The 23,080-nt window shown below is 65.3% G+C and carries 20 protein-coding genes and 1 pseudogene; 10 read left to right on the forward strand and 11 right to left on the reverse strand.

Annotation, left to right across the window (positions count from 1 at the left end; genetic code table 11):
- Positions 1-37: 37 nt before the first annotated feature.
- The 4 genes from H0P51_RS01165 to H0P51_RS01180 form a co-directional block, all read right to left on the reverse strand.
- On the reverse strand, positions 38-796 hold the full coding sequence (locus H0P51_RS01165; protein WP_180916261.1) for a PP2C family protein-serine/threonine phosphatase: 759 nt from the start codon (positions 794-796) through the stop codon (positions 38-40).
- Between the two features lie 24 nt (positions 797-820).
- Positions 821-2,161, reverse strand: a complete 1,341-nt coding sequence (locus H0P51_RS01170; RefSeq protein WP_180916262.1) for an aromatic ring-hydroxylating oxygenase subunit alpha — start codon at positions 2,159-2,161, stop codon at positions 821-823.
- A gap of 9 nt (positions 2,162-2,170) precedes the next feature.
- Positions 2,171-3,931 (reverse strand): N-acyl-D-amino-acid deacylase family protein, encoded by a 1,761-nt coding sequence (locus H0P51_RS01175; RefSeq protein ID WP_180916263.1) that lies wholly within the window; start codon positions 3,929-3,931, stop codon positions 2,171-2,173.
- A 328-nt stretch (positions 3,932-4,259) separates the two neighbouring features.
- Complete coding sequence (locus H0P51_RS01180) at positions 4,260-4,637, reverse strand: STAS domain-containing protein (protein ID WP_180916264.1); 378 nt, start codon at positions 4,635-4,637, stop codon at positions 4,260-4,262.
- A 287-nt stretch (positions 4,638-4,924) separates the two neighbouring features.
- Here H0P51_RS01180 and H0P51_RS01185 point away from each other — a divergent pair, with 287 nt between their 5' ends.
- The 4 genes and pseudogenes from H0P51_RS01185 to H0P51_RS01200 form a co-directional block, all read left to right on the forward strand.
- Positions 4,925-5,974 (forward strand): ABC transporter permease, encoded by a 1,050-nt coding sequence (locus H0P51_RS01185; protein WP_180916265.1) that lies wholly within the window; start codon positions 4,925-4,927, stop codon positions 5,972-5,974.
- Between the two features lie 3 nt (positions 5,975-5,977).
- Positions 5,978-6,970 carry an ABC transporter ATP-binding protein gene (locus tag H0P51_RS01190; protein ID WP_180916266.1) on the forward strand — a complete coding sequence of 331 codons (993 nt, stop codon included), beginning with the start codon at positions 5,978-5,980 and terminating at the stop codon, positions 6,968-6,970.
- Between the two features lie 130 nt (positions 6,971-7,100).
- Entirely contained in the window at positions 7,101-8,495 is a 1,395-nt protein-coding gene (locus tag H0P51_RS01195) for an NAD(P)/FAD-dependent oxidoreductase (RefSeq protein WP_180916267.1), read from the forward strand.
- Positions 8,496-8,676: 181 nt separating this feature from the next.
- Positions 8,677-8,954: pseudogene (locus H0P51_RS01200) on the forward strand (MarR family transcriptional regulator); the annotation flags it as partial.
- 14 nt (positions 8,955-8,968) lie between these two features.
- Here the strand turns inward: H0P51_RS01200 and H0P51_RS01205 are convergent.
- The 4 genes from H0P51_RS01205 to H0P51_RS01220 all read right to left on the reverse strand — a co-directional run bounded on the left by H0P51_RS01205 (position 8,969) and on the right by H0P51_RS01220 (position 13,081).
- Positions 8,969-10,327 carry an acyltransferase family protein gene (locus H0P51_RS01205; RefSeq protein WP_180916269.1) on the reverse strand — a complete coding sequence of 453 codons (1,359 nt, stop codon included), beginning with the start codon at positions 10,325-10,327 and terminating at the stop codon, positions 8,969-8,971.
- A gap of 77 nt (positions 10,328-10,404) precedes the next feature.
- Positions 10,405-10,776, reverse strand: a complete 372-nt coding sequence (locus H0P51_RS01210) for a hypothetical protein (RefSeq protein ID WP_180916270.1) — start codon at positions 10,774-10,776, stop codon at positions 10,405-10,407.
- Between the two features lie 56 nt (positions 10,777-10,832).
- The gene (locus H0P51_RS01215; protein ID WP_180916271.1) at positions 10,833-12,005 is read right to left on the reverse strand and encodes a sulfotransferase family protein; all 1,173 of its coding nucleotides are present in this window, start codon (positions 12,003-12,005) and stop codon (positions 10,833-10,835) included.
- Positions 12,002-13,081 (reverse strand): DUF1214 domain-containing protein, encoded by a 1,080-nt coding sequence (locus H0P51_RS01220; RefSeq protein WP_246398311.1) that lies wholly within the window; start codon positions 13,079-13,081, stop codon positions 12,002-12,004. The genes H0P51_RS01215 and H0P51_RS01220 overlap by 4 nt, the downstream gene beginning before the upstream one ends.
- A gap of 17 nt (positions 13,082-13,098) precedes the next feature.
- Here H0P51_RS01220 and H0P51_RS01225 point away from each other — a divergent pair, with 17 nt between their 5' ends.
- From H0P51_RS01225 to H0P51_RS01235, 3 genes are all read left to right on the forward strand, one after another.
- Positions 13,099-13,701, forward strand: coding sequence for a TetR family transcriptional regulator (locus tag H0P51_RS01225; RefSeq protein ID WP_180916272.1), 603 nt, complete (start codon positions 13,099-13,101; stop codon positions 13,699-13,701).
- Between the two features lie 185 nt (positions 13,702-13,886).
- Positions 13,887-15,113 (forward strand): SLC13 family permease, encoded by a 1,227-nt coding sequence (locus H0P51_RS01230; protein WP_180918661.1) that lies wholly within the window; start codon positions 13,887-13,889, stop codon positions 15,111-15,113.
- 41 nt (positions 15,114-15,154) lie between these two features.
- A complete protein-coding gene (locus tag H0P51_RS01235; RefSeq protein WP_180916273.1) occupies positions 15,155-15,610 on the forward strand; it encodes a DMT family transporter in 456 nt (151 codons plus the stop codon).
- Between the two features lie 47 nt (positions 15,611-15,657).
- Here the strand turns inward: H0P51_RS01235 and H0P51_RS01240 are convergent, their stop codons facing one another.
- Positions 15,658-16,242, reverse strand: a complete 585-nt coding sequence (locus H0P51_RS01240; protein ID WP_180916274.1) for a TetR/AcrR family transcriptional regulator — start codon at positions 16,240-16,242, stop codon at positions 15,658-15,660.
- 188 nt (positions 16,243-16,430) lie between these two features.
- Here H0P51_RS01240 and H0P51_RS01245 point away from each other — a divergent pair, with 188 nt between their 5' ends.
- From H0P51_RS01245 to H0P51_RS01255, 3 genes are read left to right on the forward strand one after another with little or no spacing between them, the layout of a single operon-like run.
- Positions 16,431-18,674 (forward strand): acyl-CoA dehydrogenase family protein, encoded by a 2,244-nt coding sequence (locus tag H0P51_RS01245; protein ID WP_180916275.1) that lies wholly within the window; start codon positions 16,431-16,433, stop codon positions 18,672-18,674.
- A 9-nt stretch (positions 18,675-18,683) separates the two neighbouring features.
- Positions 18,684-19,892 carry a thiolase family protein gene (locus H0P51_RS01250; protein ID WP_180916276.1) on the forward strand — a complete coding sequence of 403 codons (1,209 nt, stop codon included), beginning with the start codon at positions 18,684-18,686 and terminating at the stop codon, positions 19,890-19,892.
- Between the two features lie 2 nt (positions 19,893-19,894).
- Complete coding sequence (locus H0P51_RS01255) at positions 19,895-20,305, forward strand: Zn-ribbon domain-containing OB-fold protein (protein WP_180916277.1); 411 nt, start codon at positions 19,895-19,897, stop codon at positions 20,303-20,305.
- A gap of 17 nt (positions 20,306-20,322) precedes the next feature.
- Here H0P51_RS01255 and H0P51_RS01260 read toward each other — a convergent pair whose 3' ends face one another.
- Both H0P51_RS01260 and H0P51_RS01265 read right to left on the reverse strand, forming a co-directional pair.
- Positions 20,323-21,777 carry an aldehyde dehydrogenase family protein gene (locus tag H0P51_RS01260; protein WP_180916278.1) on the reverse strand — a complete coding sequence of 485 codons (1,455 nt, stop codon included), beginning with the start codon at positions 21,775-21,777 and terminating at the stop codon, positions 20,323-20,325.
- Positions 21,778-21,893: 116 nt separating this feature from the next.
- Positions 21,894-22,871, reverse strand: a complete 978-nt coding sequence (locus H0P51_RS01265; RefSeq protein WP_180916279.1) for a LacI family DNA-binding transcriptional regulator — start codon at positions 22,869-22,871, stop codon at positions 21,894-21,896.
- Positions 22,872-23,080: the final 209 nt, after the last annotated feature.

Raw genomic sequence — 23,080 nt, forward strand, 5'->3', positions numbered from 1 at the left:
TTCGTTTGGTGTGCTCGAGGCTTGTTGCAGCGCGGCACTATTGGTCGTCGGCGGGGACGTCCACCACGACGGCGGTGATGTTGTCCGGGCCGCCGGCCTCGTTCGCCGCTGCGATCATCGCCGCGCACGCGTCGGCGGGATCGGAATGTGAATCCAATAGTCGTGCCAAGGTTTCATCGTCGAGGACGCCGTGCAGCCCGTCGCTGGACAGCAGGATTCGGTCGCCGGGCAACAGATCCACCGAGCTGACATCGGGCAGCGGGTGCGGAACCATCGCCACGTGCCGGGTCACGATGGCGCGGGCGGGGTGGTGCTCGGCGTCTTCGACGGAGACCTCGCCCGCATCGATGAGGTCCTGGATCACGCTGTGATCGCGCGTCAACTGCCGCACCTGTCGGTCGCGAAACAGGTAGGCGCGGCTGTCGCCGAGGTGGGCGACCGTGGCGCGTGAAAGTGTTACGAGCACGGCCACCACGGTTGTGTTGGATCCGGCGGCACGGGGATCGGCGGCGGCGAAGCGGCGAAAGTCGTCGCAGTATTCGACCAGCGCGCGGCCCAGCGACGCTTCCGGTTCGTCGGGCTTCGCGTCGGGCTCGTCGGACTTGAAATGGCGGGCCACGTAGGTCGGCAGCAATTCGACCACTAGGCGGGCCGCTAACGCCCCGTCGGTGCTGCAGGCCACCCCGTCCGCGAGCATGAACAACGCCTGGTCGGAGTCGGCGCCCCAGCAGTCCTGGTTGGTGGCGCGCAGCCGGCCGACATCGCTGAGACCGGCGAACCGGACGGATTCATTCACGCGTACATCATGACGGCGGGTGCATCACACCTGAGATGCGCCCTGCCCACCCGTCATCCGCGCCGACTTGGGCAGGTCGAGGTAGCGCTCCAGGTTGCGGTGCATGTTGATCACCCGGCGTTCCTCGTTGGACAGCACCAGGTGGGTGAGGCCGGGCTGATGCAACCCACGCTGCAGACCCGGCAGCACTTTGATGTCCTGGGTCAGCACAATCCCGGGTTCGGCCTGATCGGCTGACATTCGCATGTCGGTCGGCTTGTTGTACGGTGCGCCCGGCGCCATTCGGGTCATCAGAAACATCGTCAACTCGCCATGATCGGGATCCGCCCCGGGCCGTGAGGTCATGATCGTCAGGTGGTCGGCGTTGACGAGGAATGTCATGTTGGGGAACACGTTGTACTGGTGCAGCCGGGTGACCCGGTCGGTGTCGGCCCAACTCAGATCGACCCCGCGTGCGGCGGCGAACTCGCGAGTGCGTTCGGCGATCAGGTCGGGTACCGTCTGGCCCGGTTGCCGGTTGTCGGGAATGGGCGTGCCCTCGGCCGTGCCCATTAACATACCCTGGGTGTAAACGTAAGCGTCCCAAACCTCTTCGTCGCTCAGCGCGCCTTCGAAGCGCGGGCTTGGAACGCCGTAAGGTTGGTCGGATTTGCCTGCGTGCACCCAGATCTGTTGTGGTGCATGGATATCGTCGACACAACGCAGCAGCTCCGGGTGCAGCGTCTGAATATGGTAAGTCTCGCTGTAGCCATCGGCGATCGTTTTCCAATTCGCCTCGACGTCCACGGTCAACGTTGCGTAGCAACGAAAGTCCTCGATGTGGCACCAGGCGATGTCGTCTGGAATCGCGTCCAGGTACTCGAGCAACGGCATCGCGTCCACGTCGAGGCTTACGAAGACCATCCCCGCGAAAGTGTCGACGTTAGCCGGCAACAAAGGGAATTCAGACATATGCAGCGAGCCGAACCCCTTGCGGTTGGGCACCCTTTTCAGCGAGCCAGCCAGGTCCCAGGTCCAGCCGTGATAACCACACTTGAGTTCACGCAGTCCCGAACCCGAGCCCACGCACAGCGAGTTGCCGCGATGGCGGCAGCTGTTCTGGAAGGCACGCAGCACCCCGTCGTCCCCACGGACCACCAGTATTCCGTATGGGCCACAACGGTATTCGAAGTAGTCACCCGGTTGCGCGACATGGTCGACCATGCAAGCGATCTGCCACACCTTCGGCCACATCTGTTCGATTTCAAGGGCGGCGAACTCCGGCGAGTAGTACCGCTCGGCCGGTACCAGGGTCGGCGAGGCAGGTGGGTCGCCGATCGCGTCCTCATCGCGGGTGCGTGCCGGATTGCCGGCAGTGGTGGTCACCGGCCGAACCTAGCGTGCTCCGCGCACCAATCGGCCGGGACGTGCACCGGTGTCGACGTCCTTGCGGCGGGTGACGGTGCCGCTGACGATCGTCGCCTCATACCCGCTTGCCCCCTGCAGGATTCGCCGTCCGCCGGCCGGCAGGTCCCAGGCCATCGCCGCGGGATGCAGCGTCAGCGCGTTCATGTCGATCACATTGAGATCGGCCTTTTTGCCGACTTCGATGGTGCCACGGTCGGTGAGGCCGAACAGGTGCGCGGTGTCGCGGGCCTGCTTGCGGATCACATACTCCAACGACAACTTCTCGCCGCGGCGCCGGTCCCGCACCCAGTGTGTCAGCAGAAATGTGGGATAGGACGCGTCGCAGATCATGCCGCAGTGGGCACCGCCGTCGGACAGCCCGAGCACCCCGGCCGGGTGCAGCATCATCTCGCGGATCGCGTCGTGATTGCCATCGGCGTAGTTGAACAGCGGCAGCATCAGCATCGCCGTCGCGTCGGACTCCAGCATGAGGTCATACAGCGTCGACATCGGGTCCTCGCCCCGGGCGGCGGCGATCGAGGCGACGGTGCGGTCGGGGGTGGGCTCGTAATCCGGCGGGTTGCCCAGTGCGAAAAGCCGCCCCAACGAGTGCTGGACCATGGCGAACATGCCGTCAAACAGCACCGACGAATCGATGGGTAGGTCATCCTCGGCCAGGATGGCGGACTTCACGGCGGGGTCGGCCAGCCGCTGCGCCAGCTCTTCGCGGCTGCACTCGGCCTTGAGCCTGCGGTAGGTGGGCCGGTGGGTGAAGCCGTGGTGCCCCTGGAAGCCGATCATCATCCCGAACGGGCGCGCCGCGATCTGTGGATACAGTCGGCTGCCCTCGGCGTGTGCGGCCGCCGACACGTCCAGTTGCTCGCGCCACAGGTTCGGGTCGGCGTCGACCTGGATCAGCGCGAACGACACCGGCCGGTCGACCTCGCGGCTGAGCCGCCGCATCCACTCCAGCTCCTTCTTCGGTCCGACGATGTCCTCACCCGCCGCTCCCTGCGGTGCCAGCTCGAACACCGCCTGCCCGCCGGCAGCCATGGCGCGGCCGAGCCCGAACAGTTCCTCCTCGGCGGCGAAAGTGCCGGGCACCGGCTCGCCGTCCATTGCGGTGTGGGCGATGGTGCGCGACGTGGAGAAGCCGAGCGCCCCCGCCTCGACCGCCTCCCGGACCAGCCGGCTCATCGCCTCGATGTCGTCGGGCGTTGCTGGCTCGTTGCGGGCACCGCGCTCTCCCATGGCGTAGGCGCGGATCGCGCCGTGCGCCACCTGGCTGCCCACGTCGACGGCGTACGTCTGTTTGCCGATCGTGTCGAGGTACTCGGGGTAGGTCTCCCAGCCCCAGGTGATGCCCTCGGTCAGCGCGGTGCCGGGGATGTCTTCGACGCCCTCCATCAGCTTGATCAGCCAGTCTTCGGTGCCTGGCCGGACTGGGGCGAAGCCGACGCCGCAGTTCCCGGTAACCACGGTGGTGACGCCGTGGCCGCTGGATGGCTCCAGCAGGCTGTCCCAGCTGACCTGGCCGTCGTAGTGGGTGTGGATGTCGACGAAGCCGGGAGCCACCACGTGCCCGGTCGCGTCGATGGTCTCGGCCGCCCCACCGGCCAACTCCGCGGAGTCGGCGGAACGGCGCATGACCTCGACTATCTTGCCGTCCTTGATACCGAGATCGGCGCGGAAGCGCTCTGCTCCGGTGCCGTCGACCACGGTGCCACCGACGATTTTCAGGTCGAACATGAGCGCCTCCAGGGCAAGCAAAGCAGCGAATCAGGGCTGAGTGGTTATTACGCTACTGGTCGTAGCGTATGTATTGACGGTATGCGCCCGGCTCGGCGTAGTCAATGACGCGCTCAGACCCGCAGGTCAAAAAGCGGTGATTCGGGTCAACGTGACGTGGGTGCTGCGCGGTGCGCCGTCGGTGGCGCTTCGTTGGCGAGTGCACACGTCGAGGAGACGCCACGGCACCAGCCCGGATGCCGATCCAGCCAGTTGCAGAACTCAGCCGGCAATCGCTACGCGCTGGGGGGCCGATCAAACCGTCCGAGCAGACCCCGTACGCACCGCGTTACGCACCGGTGATCCAGTTCAACGCGCTGTCCAGGGTGCGATGCAGGGGGAGGACGCTGTCGATCCCCATCAGCTTCAACGGCCTGCTCGTGGCCGGCCCATCAGCAACCACCGCCAACTTGGTGGGCGGCTCGAGTTCGGCCTGACCGTTCACTAGGACGCTCATTCCCGCGGACGCCAGGAACTCCACCTTGGTGAGGTCTACGATGAGCGCCGCTGGCTTGCTGCTCATCGCCGCACGCATCGCCTCGGCCAGCTGGGGTGCGCTAAGCATGTCCACCTCGCCGGAGACGGCCAGCACGACGGCGCCATCCGTTTCATATTGCTCGACACCGAAAGTCGTTCGGTTGATTGGATCGCCGGGTTGATCGACCATAGCTCTATCTCAAATCCGTCCTTGCGGGACAACATAAGTTTTCAAGACAACCACGCCAAGACCGGGGCTGTTGATTCAACCCGTCGAAAACCGCCTGCATCCTGCGCCGCCAGTGGAGCGCCGCGGCAGCCAACAGATGCCAATCCTAGGCCACGCGCGGAGAACCCTGACCGGCGCCATTCCAGCAGGTAAACATTCTGCCATTAGTTGGCCGCGGTCGCCTTCCGACCAGCGCTGCCGTGCCGTCTGTAAATCGTGGGGCTTGTCGGCGTTGGTAGCGTCTACGAATGCTGTTTGCGGCCCTGCGCGATATGCAATGGCGTAAGCGTCGCCTCGTTATCGCCATCGCCAGCACCGGACTGATCTTTGGGATGACCCTCGTATTGACCGGACTTGCGAATGGTTTCCGGGTTGAGGCCCGTCACACCGTGGATTCGCTGGGGGTCGACGCATTCGTGGTCAAAGATGGCTCCGCCGGCCCGTTCTTGGGTTCGACTCCGTTTCCCGACGTCGATGTGGCCCGGATGCGGGCCGAGCCTGGCGTCTCGGCGGCGGCTCCGCTGGGCTGCGTCGGGACGATCATGAAGGAAGGGTCGTCGACGCGGAACGTGACGGCGTTCGGGGCTCCTGAACGTGGACCCGGGATGCCGCGGGTTTCGGAGGGGCGGGCACCCTCGAAGCCGGATGAGGTCGCTGCGTCGAGCACCCTGGGCAGGCATCTGGGCGACACCTTGCAGGTGGGTGCGCACACTCTGAAGATCGTCGGCATCGTGCCCAACTCGACTGCGCTGGCCAAGATCCCCAACATCTTCCTAACGACCGAGGGGCTGCAACAGGTCGCTTACAACGGTCAGAGGATGGTCACCTCGATTGGGATCAGCGGCAACCCCCGCGCGCTGCCGGACGGATACCGGACCTATGACCGCAACGGCGCCGTCAACGACTTGATCCGCCCGCTGAAGGTGGCGGTGAACTCGATCACGATCGTGGCGATCCTGCTGTGGATAGTGGCGGTGCTGATCGTCGGATCGGTGGTTTACCTGTCCGCTCTCGAGCGGGTGCGCGACTTCGCGGTGTTCAAGGCGATCGGCACGCCGACGCGGTCGATACTCGCCGGGTTGGCCTTGCAGGCGCTCATCGTGTCGCTACTCGCGGCGGGGGTAGGCGTGCTGCTCTCCAAGCTGTTGGCGCCACTCTTTCCGATGGTGGTAGCGATTCCGAGTCTTGCTTATCTGCTGCTACCTGTGGTTGCGATCGGGATCGGCCTGCTGGCCAGCCTGGCCGGACTGCGGCGGGTAGTGGCCATCGATCCCGCACTCGCATTCGGAGGTCCGTGACCGGTGGGCGATCTCAGCATCCAGAACCTGGTCGTCGAGTACTACAGCGGCGGCTACGCACTGCGCCCGATCAACGGCCTGAACCTCGATGTAACCGCCGGTTCACTAGTGATCCTGCTGGGACCCAGCGGCTGTGGGAAGACGACGTTGTTGTCCTGCCTCGGCGGCATCCTGCGGCCGAAGTCCGGGACCATCAAGTTCGACGATCTCGACATCACCACCCTTGAGGGCGCCGCCCTGGCCAAGTACCGGCGCGACAAGGTCGGCATCGTCTTCCAGGCGTTCAACCTAGTGCCCAGCCTCACTGCGCAGGAGAACGTAATGGTGCCGATGCGGGCCGCCGGGATGTCCCTGTCGGCATCCCGTAAACGGGCCGCGGAACTGCTAGAACGGGTCAACCTCGGCGAGCGGATGAAGCATCGTCCCGGCGATCTCAGCGGCGGGCAGCAGCAACGCGTGGCGGTCGCCCGCGCAATCGCGCTGGACCCACCGCTGATCCTGGCCGACGAGCCAACCGCGCACCTGGACTTCATCCAGGTCGAGGAGGTGCTGCGGCTGATTCGTGAACTCGCCGACGGTGATCGGGTGGTGGTGGTCGCCACCCACGACAGCCGGATGCTTCCCCTCGCCGATCGCGTCGTGGAACTCACACCCGATTTCGCCGAAACGGACCGGGAACCTGAAACGGTGACGCTGGACGCCGGGAAGGTGCTGTTCGAGCAGAGCACCATGGGTGAGTTGATCTACGTAGTGACCGAAGGCGAGATCGAGATCGTGCACGAATTGGCCGACGGCGGTGAGGAGCTGTTCAAGGTGGTCGGGCCCGGCGACTACTTCGGCGAGATCGGTGTGCTGTTTCACCTGCCGCGCTCCGCTACCGCCCGGGCGCGCACCAAGGCGACCGTCGTCGGTTACACGGCGCCGGTGTTTCGGGAGCGCCTTGGTGCCGGCGGATTGCGCGACCTCATCGAGCACCGCCAGCTGAACAGCGACTGACGCGGCTCCACCCACACCCCCGACGGCGCCGGCTCCGAGTTGTGCGCCGGTCAGCTCCGTGGTTTCCCCGATGATGTGCGCGCGCCCTGGCCCGCATCCTGAGCGTGATCGGCGATTCAGGAGGTTGACGATGCTCGGTGAGCACGCAATTGTTTTGGGGGCCAGCGTCGCTGGCCTGTTGGCGGCGCGAACGTTGGCTGGCTTCTATGCGGCGGTCACGATAGTCGAGCGGGATGACCTGCCCGAGGGTGCCCGGGCCCGTAAAGGGGTACCGCAGGGCCGCCATACGCACGGGCTGTTGATGCGCGGCGCGCAGGCCCTGGACGAATTGTTACCGGGACTCCTGGCCGAATTGGCTGCCGCCGGCGCGGTCGCCTTCGACGGCAGTGATTTGTCTCGGTTGTACTTCTGCATGAACGGGCACCTGGCCGTCCGCAGCGGAACTGCGCCTGGACTGCAGGTCTTGAACATGACCCGCCCGTTCTTGGAATGCCACATCCGCCGTCGGGTCAGCGCCCTGCCCAATGTCGCCTTCCTAAGCGGGCATGACGTCACCGGTCTGTGTATGTCGGACTGCGGCACCGTAGACGGTGTACGGGTGGTAAGTCGCACTGCAGGAACCGAATCCGGGATATCGGCGGATCTGGTGGTGGATGCCACGGGACGAGGCTCTCGCACCCCGTTCTGGCTGCGACAGCTTGGGTTCGACGGACCCACCGAGGATCGGGTGGACATCGATCTGGTGTACATCAGCCAGTTGCTGCGTTCGCCGCCAGATGGCATGTGGGAAACCGGTTTGATCGTCTCACCGGTGCCGGGCCGGCCGACCGGCGCCGCGATGACTCAGTGCGAGAACGGCACCGTGTTCCTCACCGGCTTCGGCATGTGTGGCCACCATCCGCCGCGGCAACTGGACGGCCTGTACCGGTTCATCGATGGAATCATGCCGCCGCACGTGATGGCCGCGTTGCGCAGTGCCGATCCCATCGGGCCTGTCGCGCAGCATCATTTCCCGTCCAGCCGGTGGCGGCGTTACGACAGGATGCGCCGATTGCCCGAGGGATTGTTGGTGGTCGGGGACGCGATCTGTAGTTTCAACCCGATATACGGACAGGGAATGACCGTCGCGGCACTGCAAGCGCTGATACTGCGCGAGTGCCTGACCCGCGGCGCAAAGAAATTGCCGCGCAGGTTCTTTCGAATGTCCGCCAAGCCGATCGGTCGGGCTTGGGAGCTTGCGGTCGGTGGCGATCTCACCCTCCCGGAAGTTCGGGGCGCACCGCCTGTCCTGGCGCGGTTGCTCAACGGTTACGTCGACCGACTGCTGCGGGTCGCGGAGGAGGATACCGAGGCGCTTGCACAATTTATCCGGGTGGCCTGGCTGGTGGATCCGTCCGTAAAGCTATTACGGCCCAACATGATTCGCCGAGTCGTCACCGCCCGCGCGCGAGGGCGAACCGTTCCTTCAGCGGTGATGCTGGGCGACGAACTGCCAGATGGTGTCGGTGGCGTCCAGCGCGGGTGACGGTATAGGAAGGCCGAACTCCCTGCGGTGGTCGCGCGGACACTGCCGGGCCATTGATGGCCGGCGTCGGCAACCGAGATCAGCTGCACCGTGCGATTGTCCGGACATTGCACTGTTTCGGTGGTCACCACTGCGAAATTGGTCGAGGACGGTGCAGAGCAGCTGTCAGCCCATGGTGACACTGAGCCGTCAGGCGGTGGCGCAGTCGATAGCCGCGCGCTCGAGCGGCATGATTATGTCACTCGGGTCGACAACCCGGACGACGCCCGCACCCGCATCATCGAACTGCGCCCGCGCGGCCGTCAGGCACTGCGCGTAATGCGTTCCAATGCAATCGAATCGGAGCGGCACTGGGAGGAGGTACTGTGCTGGCGCAGACTCGACGAACCGCGCGAGACGGTAGAAATGCTGCTGGCCGCGCCGGACTCCGAGAAGTCCGACGCGGCCGCGTCGACCTAGATTTTCTACGATCCTCAGGACGCGCGAACACCCAACGCCCGGCCCAGCGCCAGGCGCGCGCGTTGTGTGGTGGCTGGCTGCGGCAGCCGAGCCCCGGCCAGTACCCGCGCGGTCACCAGCGCGGTCAACATGACCGTCACACAGGCCAGCCCCTGGTCCTTCAAGCCCCATTTCACCGCGGCCAACACCGCTGCCCCCGCCACGCACAGCAGCGCGCCGACCACGGCGCCGCGCCGCGCCGACGTGATCGCCGGGGCGCCGTCCCACCCCGGCAGCGGTCGGTTCTCCAACGGTCGCAGTGACACGAACAGCAATGCCACCACACCGACCAGGACGAACAACTGCTCGAAGGTGACGGCCAGGAAGTCCGGCTGAGTCGGGTACCGGGGGTGTCCGAGGCTGTCGAACAGCAGGTGCACACCCAGCAGTGCCGGCATGTGCCACAGGTACAGCGTCATCGAGCCCGAGTTGCCGATCGCGGTCAGCCACCACACCCGCGGTCGCTGTGCCCACCGGTTGATTGCGGGCGCCGCGGCGATCGCCAACGCGCTGAGCACAATCGCATGCCCGGCCAGCAGCAGCGACGGGGGACTCATGTTGGCCAGCCGCTGACCTTCGATGCCGACCAGGCTCAGTTCGTACGGCCCCCATACCAGCAGCGCGATATCGACGGCCAGCAGCGCTGCTGCGATACCCAGCGCGGCGCGAACGGTGATCAGCTGCCGTCGATAGGCAACGCCGAACATACCCGGGATGAGCCAGGCCGCGAGGTTGAGATAGCCGAGCGGAGCCAGCCCGGACCAGTGCAACCGGACGATGTCGATGATCGCGACCATGGTGTAGACCGCCGCAACGGCGGCAGCCAGCCGGATGGGTGTGGTGATCAAGGAGATCACCGGTATCGCTGCCAGCACCATCACGTACACGCCGAGGAACCACAGCAGCTGGATGCTGACGCCCGCGACGATCTTGTAGACCCATAGCGGCGCCACCTGATACAGCGCCGGAAGTGCAACAGCCCAGAACGCGAGATAGTAGAAGACCGGACGAAACAGCCTGGTACAGCGCTTCAGCAGCCAGCCGCCCCAGTTCACGCCCGGCCGCCAGGATCGCGCGCAGGCCGCCGTCCCGGCGAAGAAGAACAACGGCATGATCTGGAAGATCCAGGTCAGCGCCTGGAACACGGTCGAGGTGCTGAGCAGGTTGTCCCAGACGAGTAGACCGCCACGAATCATGCTGGTCGCCATCACGGTGTGACCGAGCACCACGCCCACCAAGGCCGTGATGCGAATGACGTCGATGGCGCGGTCGCGGTCGTCCGGGGTGCGCGCTTGCAGCTCGGTGGGGCTCGGGAAACCCATCAGATTTGGCATTGGACCAGCATCGCGGGTGACACGGCGTGCCGGCGTGCGTAGTTCTACGCGTTGAGCCTGCGTATGCCTACTGCAGCTCAGGACTGGTGAGCCAGGGTGAACAGCACGTAGGCGCAACAGACCAGGAAGTTCAGCGAGACCAAGACCAATCCCGCGCAGAGCATCGCGTGCCGGCATCTGCGCTGTAGACGGGTGACCCTCGCGGTGTGTTTTTCGCGGTTGAACTGGGTCGCGATCAGTGCGAAGTTGACGTCGGTCATTTCGCGGTCGGCCGCTGGCGAGCCGGTGACCAGTTGCTGCAGCCGCGTCGGCGGTATGTCCACGCCCACCAGGGCGAAGTTCCGGCATAGTCGACGCGCCTGCCAGCGGCCGAGATGCTGACCTCGCAGATGCAGCTGCTGCGAGAGTTTCCGTCGTTCGTCACCAAAAGGGTTTGACGGCGTCGTCACAAGCGGGAAGTCTATGGCCTTCGTCACGTTTTGTGGGGCCAACACCGAATTTCGTGCTAACGCAACTGTTCGGTCGGTACCTCGTAGCGCTCCTGGTAGGCGGCGACCCGCTCGCGCACCTCCTCAGCGTTCAAACCGGTGTCCGACCAGGTGTACCGGCCCCGCCCACCATCACCGGGATGGGCGGCCAGAAACTCGCGCATCCGCCGCTCGGCTTCGGGCGCAAGTTCGCGGCCCAGCCGCTGGTAAATCCCCCCGATGGTGGTCCACGGAGCGTTGATGAAGTCCGCATAGTGGACGTCGATGATCTGGTCGGCGGGCACCCGGCCGCTGTCCCGCAGCGCCATTTCGCGCTCCAGGCCCACCGCGATCTCCTCGTAGCATTGGGCCGCGCACTCGGCGATGTCGGACTCGTCGCTCCCCATCCGGCGCAGGTGATGAGTCAGGGCAGCAATCGATGAGATGACGTTGAGCGGGTCGCGGTGCGTCTGCACGATCAACGCGTCGGGGTACTCGGTGAGCAGCGCCTCGAGTTGCCACAAATGCGCCGGCGACTTGAGTAACCACTGACCGGTTACGCCGGATTGCAGGTGCTGGAGGAAGATCCGGTGAAAGCGGTAGGCGCCGGCGTGGTCGGCTTCGTACAGCAGCCAGCGGTAGTAACTGGGCAGTCGATACTGCACCGAGAAGATCATGCTGACGAACTCGCTGGCGGTGATGCGGACACACTCCTGACCCACCAGTGCCCCCATCGGATGGAACGCCAGGAAGCCCGGGATGATCTGCTCGGACAGTTCGAGGCTGGCTTGGGTAGCCGCGATGCGCGGGTCGTCGTGGAAGGTCTCCGGCTGCGGGACCGGGCAGGGTGCGTCGACCTCCCAGGTCAGCGGGGCGCGCAGGTCGGGATCCTGGGCGAGCAGGTCGTAGAGGATGGTGGTGCCGGTGCGGGGCTGCCCGACGATGAAGATCGGCGCTTCGATTCGCTCACATGCAATGCCGGGATTCTTTTTGCGCCAATCGATCACTTCGAGTCGGTTCTTCAGGGCGCGGATCAGGTCGAGGTACGCGATCTCGACGCCGATGGGCGACAATCGTGCTTCATTCACCAGTTCGTCGGCAACTCGCTCAAGTCCACCCTGCCAACCGTCTGCGCCGAAGTCGTCACAGCCGGTCTCCTCGCAAGCGGTGGTCACGAGTCGTTCCGGACTGAATCGGTCCTGCAACGTCATGATCGCTCGGCGCAGTCGATCACCGACACGCTGACGTCCGGCGCGGTGGGATTGTCCAGCCAACGCAGTACGACGAAGCCGCGGTGTCGGCCACCGGTGTCGAGCCAGTGACCAGAACCCATGTCGCGCTCCGAGATTGCGATCCGAACCCGCCCATCCGGGCCGGGCTGGACACCGTGGTTAGTCACCGAACTGTGCCGGCGCTGGGGCTCGAGGCACTCATGCCAGATGCTTTCCAGGGCTACGTTCCAGTACCTGGTGTCCGGCGGTTGGATGTCGAGGATCAGGGCCTGGTCTGGATCGAGGCGGTACGTCCCGATCATGTACAGATTGTCCGGTGTGGTGTCGGCGGCGCCGAGGTCGGCCGCCTCGGCGGTCAACAGAGTGTTCGGATTGTCCAGCAGCTCTGGCCTGATGGTGCGGTGCAAGGTGGTGAGCTTCATCAGCGACCACGCCATCGCGGTGAACTGCTCGGCCAGCGCGTCGTCGGTCAGCGGTACCAGCGGGTCGGGATCGAGGGCCTCGATGCGTAGCGTCGCCAATTCCTCGGCGTCTCGGTCGCCGATGTACTCGCGCACAACGATCGATGACGCGTCCTCGGGGATCTGCAGCCACTGTGCGCTGTCGGCGTCGGTGGGCCGGTCGGCGGACAGCAAGACCGCGAATTCCCCTGCGGCTGAGTTTAATTCGGTATCACTGAGATAACCCGACATACGCCGGGGAGTCAGACCGGTGCCGGCCAGGATTTGGATTCCGAGGTAGGCAGTGGTGCCGCGGGTGCCGGTGATCCGGTAACGGCGATCACCGCGAATCATCGCCAGGTAGTAGTTGCCGTCTGGGTTCGGCCCGCCGATCATCCGGTTCGGGGAGCACATGTCGAAGAAAGCCGGGCGGCTCAGGTCGGCCTCGACGGCCATTTGGGAGCACAGCGACGACACCCGCGCGATCACGCGCAACCCCTCGAGGAGTTCGCGGTCGGTTTCGGCGTCTTCGGTCACGATGTCGGTGACCTTGGCGACCATTTCCTGGAAGAACTGCCACGCGGACAGGGCCTGCGGCGCCTGGACTTGAGTCATAGTCTCATAATTAGACTATGTCTCAGCCAATAGCCAGGGGTTCGCGGAAATCACTTTCCCAACGCAGGCGGACGGAGACCCGGCTGCGCATCGCCGCGGCGGCCGCCCGGCTGGTCGCCGAAGTGGGTCTGGCGGGGGCCACCGTGGAGCGCATCGCCGATGTGGCCGGCATCAGCCGGGCCACGTTCTTCCGCTACTTCAACTCCAAGGAAGACGCGGTGGCCGAAGGGGTGAACGTGCATTGGCTGGGGCGAATTACCGCCGCGCTGGCGCATCAACCCGTGCAGCTCTCCGCGATCGATGCCGTGGTGGCCGCATTCGGCGAACTCGCCGACGGCTTTGCCGAGATCGAAGACCAGGTGCGCGAACTGGCAGTCCTCACGAGGTCGTCCGAAACGTTGGACGCCTGGACGCTGCACATCTACGTCCGGTACGAAGTGGCGATCGCCGAGCTCATCGCGCCGCGGATGAGCGGGTTAACAGCGCAGGATGCGCGACCGCGACTGATCGGCGCGCTGGCCATGGCCACGGTCCGGATCGCCCTAGACGATTGGCTGGCCCACGGGGGCTCGTTGCCCGAGCGGGTTCGCCGCGGGTTGTGCGCCGTGGAAATCCACTAGCTAGGTGTTCGGATCCCCGAGGGCTTACGCCGTGAAGTGCTGGGGTGCCGTAACGTCATTCGCGCGCTGTCATGTGGAGGCCCCGCGCGATCTTCGGGTGCCGCAACCGGTTTGTGCCGCGATAGGGGGCTGATCTTTCGTTGAGTGCAGCGGTTGCCGAGTTGGTTTCAGCTGTGCTTCTGGCAATGGTATTGCTGGCGGCGGTGGTCCGGCCGTTCGGCTGGCCGGAGGCTGTGGTTGCCGTGCCTGCGGCGGCGATTGTGGTTGCCATCGGCGCGGTTTCGGTAAAGGACGCCCGCAGCGAGATACTCGGGCTGGCGCCGGTGGTCGGGTTCTTGGCTGCGGTCCTAGTGCTGTCTCAGGCATGCGCCGACGAGGGACTCTTCGCCTGGTGTGGAGCTTGGATGGCTCGTGCCGCCGGGAACCGATCTCAACAATTGCTGCTCGCAGTCTTCGCCGTGGCGTCGCTGGTGACGGTGGTGTTCAGCCTGGACGCGACCGTCATGTTGCTGACGCCGGTGGTGTCGGCCACCGCGGCCAAGCTCCGAGTGCGCGCTCGCCCGCACTTGTACGCTTGTGCGCACTTGTCCAACAGCGCCTCGTTGCTGCTTCCGGTATCAAATTTGACGAACCTATTGGCGCTGTCCGCCAGCGGCCTGAGCTTCACGCGGTTCACCGCGCTGATGGCGTTGCCGTGGATCGCGGCGATCGGCGTGGAATACGTTGTGTTCCGTCGCTTTTTCTCCAGGGATCTGATGGCCGCGGAGCCGCAACCGCGCAACGCGGACGATCTGCGCGATGCGGCTCCGAAATTCGCGATCATCACCGTTGCCGCCACACTGGCCGGATTCGTGGTCACCTCGGCCGTCGACGTCAATCCCGCCTGGGCGGCCGCCGCCGGTGCGCTGGTCCTGGCCACACGTGCTGCCGTGCGGCGCAAGGCGAGTCTTCGCGCGATCGTCCGGGCAGCCGACCCGCCGTTTTTGATCTTCGTGCTCGCTTTGGGCGTGGTGGTGCGCGCAGTTATCGACAACGGACTCGATGATGTCCTGCGCAGCTGGCTACCGCACCCCGATGGCCTGCTCAGCTTGTTGGCGATCGCCGCACTTGCCGCGGTAGCAGCCAATGTGGTGAATAACCTGCCCGCGGTGCTGATGTTGGTCCCGCTGGTTGCCCCGACCGGTCCGGCGGCGGTGATGGCCGTGCTGATCGGAGTAAACATCGGTCCGAATCTCACCTACACGGGTTCCCTTGCCACCATGCTGTGGCGGCGTGTGTTGCGCCGGAACCAGCACAGCACCAGCCTGGCCGTTTTCACGAAACTGGGTTTGCTCACCGCGCCGGCGGCCATTGCCGTGGCGGTCGCCGCGCTCTGGGCCGGACTGCAGCTCATCGGAACCGGATCACCATGACGTCGGGCGCGGTCAATCGACACAGCAGATGGAGGCTAACGATGACGTCGACCAGTGCGCTATGGATCTTTCCGCTGATTGCTGCCGGCGGAGTGCTCCAAGCAATGGGCGGACCCATGAACAATATGTTGCGGGTCTCGCTCGTCAATCCGTGGCTGGCTACTCTCGTATCATTCGGACTCATCGTGCCGGTTTTCCTGGTCATTGCCGCGGTATTCATCCGTCCGCTCCCGACTTCTGCGGCCATTGCCGGAATGCCGTGGTGGGCTCCGCTGGGCGGGATCGTCGGTTCACTTGCGGTCGTTGCGGGGCTGCTGTTCATCGGCACTGTCGGCGCGGGTACGTACGCAGCGCTGACCGTGAGTGCCAACTTGTTGACCTCGGTACTCATCGACCACTTCGGCTGGTTGGGGGTGGCCCCCCACCAGATCACGCCCGTCCGCGTGATCGGCGCGGTCCTGTTGGTGGTCGGCGTCATCTGTATCACCGTCGGATAGCGGCAGGCGCGGCGTGCGCCGAAATAGCCGAATCGACGGTTGATGGTTTAGCGGCCGTGCGCGGCGGCGGTCACCGCTGCCGCCACCAATCGCGTGGTCTGCTCGGCCCGTTTACGTGAATACCGTTGTGCGTCAGAAAGAATCGGATATACCACGCCGCCGACGATGGCGTCGGCCGCCGACTCGGCGGTGGCCTTGTCGACACCTCCGGCGATCAGGCGGTTGCGGACGCTGTCGTGCAACGGCTTGCTGAACCCATCTCGAAGCCGGGCGCCGGTGTCCTCATGCTCCATGCCGGCGACGGTCAGGGTGCGTAGCATCGCCGCGCCGCGGCTGGTGGTCAGGGTCGCGGCGAGCTTGCCCATCCACTCGACGAGGTCGGCGGCCAGATCGTCAGTGTGCTTCATCGACGCCAGGATCTTGTCCGCATCTTCGAGCACCACGTCGGCGACGAGGGCGGGGCGGCTGCGCCACCACCGGTAGATGGTCTGCTTGCCGACGCCGGCTTTGGCCGCCACCGCCTCGATCGTCAAGCCGTCGAAACCGCGCTCAAGGAGCAACTCGCGCGTAGCGGTCACGATTGCCGTACGCGACTTCTCGCTGCGCCGTCGTGACCCGAGATCGGTTGGCATCCAGTGATCCTCGTTCGTATCGTGTTCGAGCTACCGGGGTGCCCGGGGCTGGCTTTACAGATCTCGGGACGCCCCGTAATGTTCTCCTCTGCGAGACGAGACGGTTCGTCTTGTAGAATGAAAGGATAGCAGTCCGTGCGGCCGAAGCCGAGCCCCGTTTTCTTGGGCCTGACCACTAGGCCGTGCTCGTGACCCTCGGGCTGACCGCGGAGCAACAAGACCTCAGTGAGGCCGTCGCGCAGTTCGCGGCACGCCACGCCCCGGTGGCCGCCACGCGGGACAGCTTCCAGGCGCTCGCCAGCGGCGAGCTTCCGCCGTGGTGGGATGCATTGATTGCCAACGGGTTTCACGCTGTCCATTTGCCGGAGCACGTCGGCGGACAAGGTGGCCGGCTGGTGGACTGCGCCTGCGTGCTGGAGGCCGCCGCCAAGGCGCTGCTGCCCGGACCGCTACTGCCCACCGTCGCGGCAGGCGCTGTCGCGCTACTAGCCGATGCCACTCCCGCCGCCGAGTCGCTGCTCCGCGACCTCGCCGCCGGCACTCCCGCAGCGGTGGTCCTGGCGAACGGTGCCGACTTCCACGCACGCCGAGACGGTGGGGAGTGGGTAGTCACCGGCGCCTCGGACATCACCGAAGGCGTCCGCTCTGCGCGGGTGATTCTGCTGGCCGCCGGTACCCAAGACGGTGACGTGGTGTGGGTACCGGTCGAGCCCGGAACACCCTCCGCTGTAATCGAATCCGTGTCAGGCACCGACCTCGTCGTCGACGTCGGCCAGTTGCGTCTCGACGAGTACACCGCAGCAGACGTGCTCACCGGCATCGATCCCGACCGGGCCGAATGCGTCGTGGCAGGATTGGTGGCCAGTAGCACGGCCGGTATCACCCAGTGGTGCGTGGCCGCGGTCACCGCGCATCTGCGCATCCGCGAGCAATTCGGCAAAGTGATCGGTACCTTCCAGGCCTTGCAGCACAATGCGGCAATGTTGCTGATCAACAGCGAATTGGCAACGGCGGCAGCCTGGGATGCCGTGGGGGCGAGCAACGAATCGCTGGACCAGCACCGCATCGCTGCGGCCGGCGCGGTGGTGATCGCGATCTCGCCGGCGCCGGACCTGGTGCTCGACGCACTCACGCTGTTCGGCGCCATCGGTTTCACCTGGGAACACGATGTGCACCTGTACTGGCGGCGAGCGATCAGCTTGGCGGCTTCACTCGGCCCGGTGAACCGCTGGGCCCGGCGATTGGGCCGGCTGACCTGTGCCGAACAGCGCGACATGTCAGTCGATCTGGGCGACGAGGACTCCGAGTTTCGGTCGACAGTTGCCCAAACTCTGGATGCCGCGATGCAATTGCGGAATGACAAGCCCGGCCGCCAGGGTGACTACGAGTACTTCAAGACCGGTCAGCAACGCACTCTGATCGCCGAGGCGAGTCTGATTGCGCCGCACTGGCCTGCGCCGTGGGGGCTCGATGCCGGCCCGCTGCGGCAGCTCATCATCGACGACGAATTCGGCAAACGGCCGGACCTGGTCCGGCCCTCGCTGGGCATCGCCGAGTGGATTCTGCCCTCCGTGCTGGCCGGCGGGTCGAAGGAGTTGCAGCAGCGACTGATTCCGCCGACGCAGCGCGGCGAGATCGCCTGGTGTCAGCTGTTCAGTGAACCGGGAGCCGGGTCTGATCTGGCCGCACTGTCCACCCGCGCCACCAAGGTGGACGGCGGCTGGAAAGTCAACGGGCACAAGATCTGGACGTCGATGGCGCACCGGGCAGATTTCGGTGCGTTACTAGCCCGCACCGACCCAGCGGCCAGCAAGCACCGCGGCATCGGCTATTTCATCCTCGACATGAATTCACCCGGGATCGAGATCCAGCCCATCAAGACCGCGACCGGTGAAGCGCACTTTAACGAGGTGTTCCTCACCGATGTCTTCGTACCCGACGACATGCTGCTCGGCGACCCGGTTGGCGGCTGGAGCCTGGCGATCGCGACCATGGCCGAAGAGCGTTCGGCGATCAGCGGTTACGTTAAGTTCGATCGTGCCGCCGCGCTACGCCGACTGGCTTCCGAAGACGGGCCCGACCGCGAGGATGCGCTGCGCGCACTGGGTGAACTCGACGCGTACACCCACGCGATCAAGGCGCTCGGCGTGCGCGAGACCATCCGGTTGCTCGATGGACAGGCGTCCGGTCCGGCGTCGAGCATCGCCAAGGTCGCGATGAATGTGTTGCTGCGCCGCACATTCGAGGCCACGTTACAGTTGACGGGTCGCCGCGCGATGGTCACCGATGCCGAGTCCGGTTCGGAATTCAATCCCGAATCGAGCATCGTCGAGTCTTACCTGCACCTGCCCGCCGAATTGATCGGCGGCGGAACCCGGGAAATTCAGCTCAACATCATCGCCCAGATGATCCTGGGCTTACCTCGCAAATAAGGAGGCCGAATGGGATTACGCGGAGAAGCCGCTATTGTCGGATACGTCGAATTGCCACCGGTGCGGCTCAGCAAGGCGTCGCCGGCGCCGTTCGTCCTGGAACAGTGGGCCGAACTTGCCGCCGCCGCGCTCGACGACGCCGGCCTGCCGGGCGACGTCGTGAACGGCATCGTGGCATCACACCTAGCCGAGTCGCAGATCTTCGTGCCGTCCACGATCGCCGAATACCTCGGCATGCCAGCACGATTCGCCGAGCTAGTCGATCTCGGCGGTGCCAGCGCCGCCGCGATGGTGTGGCGGGCGGCCGCGGTGATCGAACTCGGCGTGTGTGACGCCGTGTTGTGCGCGCTGCCGGCCCGCTACATCACACCGTCGTCGAAGAAGAAACCCAGACCAATGGTGGACGCCATGTTCTTCGGCTCGTCGAGCAACCAATACGGTTCTCCGCAAGCCGAATTCGAGATTCCATACGGAAACCTCGGCCAGAACGGCCCATACGGTCAGGTCGCGCAGCGGTACGCTGCGGTCTACGGATACGACGAGCGTGCGATGGCCAAGCTCGTTGTCGATCAACGGGTCAACGCCAACCACACCGAGGGCGCGATCTGGAAGGACAAGACGCTCACGGTCGACGATGTCCTGGCTAGCCCGGTCATTGCGGACCCACTGCACATGCTGGAGATCGTGATGCCGTGCGTCGGGGGCGCCGCCGTCGTCGTGGCCAACGCCGATCTGGCCCGAAGGTCCAAGAACCGCCCGGTGTGGATCAAAGGATTCGGCGAGAACGTGCCGTTCAAGACACCGACCTACGCCGAGGATCTGCTCAACACGCCGATGGCAGCCGCCGCCGATACCGCGTTCGCGATGACGGATCTGGCACGCGACCAGATGGACATGGTCTCCATCTACGACTGCTACACCATCACCGTGATGCTGTCGCTGGAGGACGCCGGATTCTGCGAAAAGGGAAAGGGTTTAGAGTTCATCGCCAACCACGATCTCACCTTCCGCGGCGATTTCCCGCTCAACACTGCTGGCGGCCAACTCGGATTCGGGCAGGCCGGATTGGCCGGCGGCATGCACCACGTGTGTGACGCCACCCGCCAGATCATGGGCCGTGCCGGCGCGGCACAGGTGGCCGACTGCAACCGCGCGTTCGTGTCGGGCAACGGCGGAATCCTGTCCGAGCAGACGGCACTCGTCCTCCAAGGAGACTGACAATGAACTTCGACCGGCCGATGCCCGTCAAAACGCCTACCACTTCCCCCTTTTGGGACGCGCTGGCCCAGCACCGCATCAAGATCCAGTATTCGCCGTCGTCGCAGAGCTTTGTGTTCTACCCGCGGGTGCGAGCTCCCCGGACATTGGCGGACGACCTGGAATGGCGGGAGATCTCCGGGATGGGGACGCTGTACTCCTACACCGTCGCCCACCGTCCGGTTAGCCCGCATTTCGCCGACGCGGTGCCACAACTGCTCGCCATCGTCGAATGGGACGAGGGCCCAAGGTTTTCCACCGAGATGGTCAACATCGAACCCGACCAGCTCAGAGTAGGCATGCGGGTGCGGCCGGTGTATTGCGACTACCCCGAGCATGACGTAACCATGCTGCGGTACGAACCCGCCGACTGAGTCGGCGGGTCACCCGACTACATCTGCGCCCAGACGATCTTGGTCTGCAAGTAGGTTTCCAGGCCGGCCTTGCCGGATTCGTAACCCCAGCCGGACTGCTTGTAGCCACCAAACGGCATCGAGTGGTCGAATTGCATCTGGCAGTTCAGCCCGACCGTTCCGGCCTTGAGGCGCTTGGCGATTCGGTGCGCCCGGCCGAGGTCCTTGGTCCAGCATGTCGCCGCTAGCCCGTAGGTGCTGTCATTGGCCAGGGCGACCGCTTCGTCCTCGGTGTCGAACGGGATGACCGCCACCACCGGGCCGAAGATCTCCTCCTGGAACAGCCTGCTCGTGGTGGCGACATTGGTGAGCACGGTCGGACGGATGAAGTAGCCCTTACGGTCCACCCGCTGTCCGCCGGTGACGACCTCGACCCCGTCGGCCCGTCCTTGTTCGAGGTAACCCATGACCCGGGTGAGCTGCTTCTGGCTGATCAGCGGACCGATCAAACTGCCCTCATCCTTGGGGCCGCCCTGCGGCAGGCTGTCCGCGACCTTCGCGAGTTGCTCGACGAACTGCTCGTAGATCCCGCGCTGGACGAAGATGCGCGACCCGCACACACAGGCCTGACCGGAGTGGATGAAGGTGCCGAACGCGGCCATTGGGACGGCCTTGCTCAGGTCCGCGTCGTCGAAGACAACCACCGGTGACTTCCCGCCCAATTCCAGGGTGACCTTCTTCAGATTGCTGTCACCGGCGGCGTGCACGATCGCGCGGCCGACTTCGGTCGAGCCGGTGAAGGCGACCTTTTCCACGTCGGGGTGTGCGGTGATCGCCGCGCCCGCGGTGTGTCCGTAGCCCAGCAGCAGGTTCGCCACGCCTTCGGGTATGCCGGCCTCGTGCAGGATGTTGTCGAGGACCAGCGCCGACAACGGCGTCTCCTCGGCCGGCTTCACCACGCTGCTGCATCCCGCCGCCAGCGACGGCGCGAGCTTGGCGCAGAAATTGAAGACCGGCCCGTTCCACGGGAAGATCAGCCCCACCACGCCGTAGGGCTCCTTGAGCGTGTAGGCATGCTGATGCGAGTCGATCCCGGTGAGTCCGCCGGTGTGCACGTCGGCCGCGATGCCCTCGATCTTGGTGCACCATCCGGCGTAGTACCGGAAGAACTCCGAGCCGACGGTCACGGTGCCCTGGGCCTGCAACGGCGTCATGCCGGCGTTCAGCGATTCCAGCTCGGCCAGCAGCCCAGCGTTCTGGTCGATCAGTTCGCCGACCCGCCACAGGATCTTGGCCCGTTCGCTGGGTGGCTTGTCCCGCCAGACACCGGACTCGAAAGACTCCCTGGCTCGCGTAACGGCGGCGTCGACGGCCTCTGGGCCGCAGTCTTTGAATTCGGTGACCTGCTCTTCGGTGGCAGGGTCGACAACCGTGATGGACTCACCGGTGCCGGGGCGCTTGCTGATTTCGTCCAATACCGACTGGAGCGTCATCGGTACTCCTCCTTGAGTGACTGACCCGTCAGACGGGAGGTTATGCGCTTAACCATGTGATGTCCAGCGCCCCGGGAGTCGCCGTGCCCGATGCTGAACCGCTTAACCTTTCACAGCTAAGTCGAGGAACGGACGACAACCCGGGCGATATCGGTGATATCTGGCGACGGCGGAGCTGGGTAGCCCAGCCGCTCGTAGATTGCGGCGATCGCGGCATCGGCGACCGCGCGTGGATCGAACTGCACGCTGGTCAGCGGGGGAGTGCTGACCACGCCCATGGGGCTGGCGTCGACGCCGATCACGGCCAGATCCCGGGGGCAGCGCAGCCGCGCCTGATGGATGCCATACAGAACCAGGCAGGCGATGTCGTCGCTTTGCGCGCACACCGCCGTCACGCCGTCGCGGACCCACTCCGTCACTACTTCGGCGGCGTTCTCCACGGTGATGGTGGCCACCCGAACCGGCGGCAGGTCGCGGGTCTGCGCTGCGCGGGAGACGCCCTCGAACCAGTAGTCACCCAACGGGCGCCACCTGGCGACCCCGCCGTACGCGAAGGCAATCTGCCGGTGACCGCGCGACATCAGGTGCGCGACCCGCATCTCACCGACGGCCAGGTGGGGATCACCGAGCGCGGGCAGGCTGCCGATGTCGATGTGCGGGATTCCTGCCGTCTTGACCGCGGCCGCGGCGGCATCGCTTAGCGGAAACAGGCTCGCGATCGCGACCGGATCGAGGTTTTCGATCGCGTCGACCACGTGGTGGTCGTCCTCGGTCTCGAAGATCTGCACCTGCAGCAAACCGAGCCGGGCCAGCTCTGTCGTCATCCGACTGCCCGCCTGCATCGGCATGTCGCCGACCGCCACATACGGGACCACGTAGAGCACGACACCGCTCTTGCCGCGGGCGAGGTTACGCGCGGCAAGGTTGGGCCGGTAGCCCAATAGTTTGGCGGCGCGGTTGACGGCGTCGCGGGTCTGCGGCGAGATCCGCCGACCCTCGGCGTTGTTTAGCACATAGCTGACCGTGGCTGTCGAGACATCCGCCAAACGGGCCACGTCGGCTGTCGTGGGTCGCACGCTTCCGGGCCCGGCCATGCCTCATGGTGGCACGGGTGCCACGCGCGGCAAAGAGCAGCAGCGCGCTAGCCGGTTGGCTTGCCGTCTGTGCCAGTGAGACTAATAGTCATCTAGTGGCACTGCGATACGTCGGATGTCTACGGCTGCCCAGTCGTCGGTCTAGCGCTGTTAGCAGTCGATATTCGCGTCGCGATCGGCGATCTCACGGGTATCTCGCGGCGTTGACC

Source organism: Mycobacterium vicinigordonae (genome assembly GCF_013466425.1).
GTDB lineage: Bacteria > Actinomycetota > Actinomycetes > Mycobacteriales > Mycobacteriaceae > Mycobacterium > Mycobacterium vicinigordonae.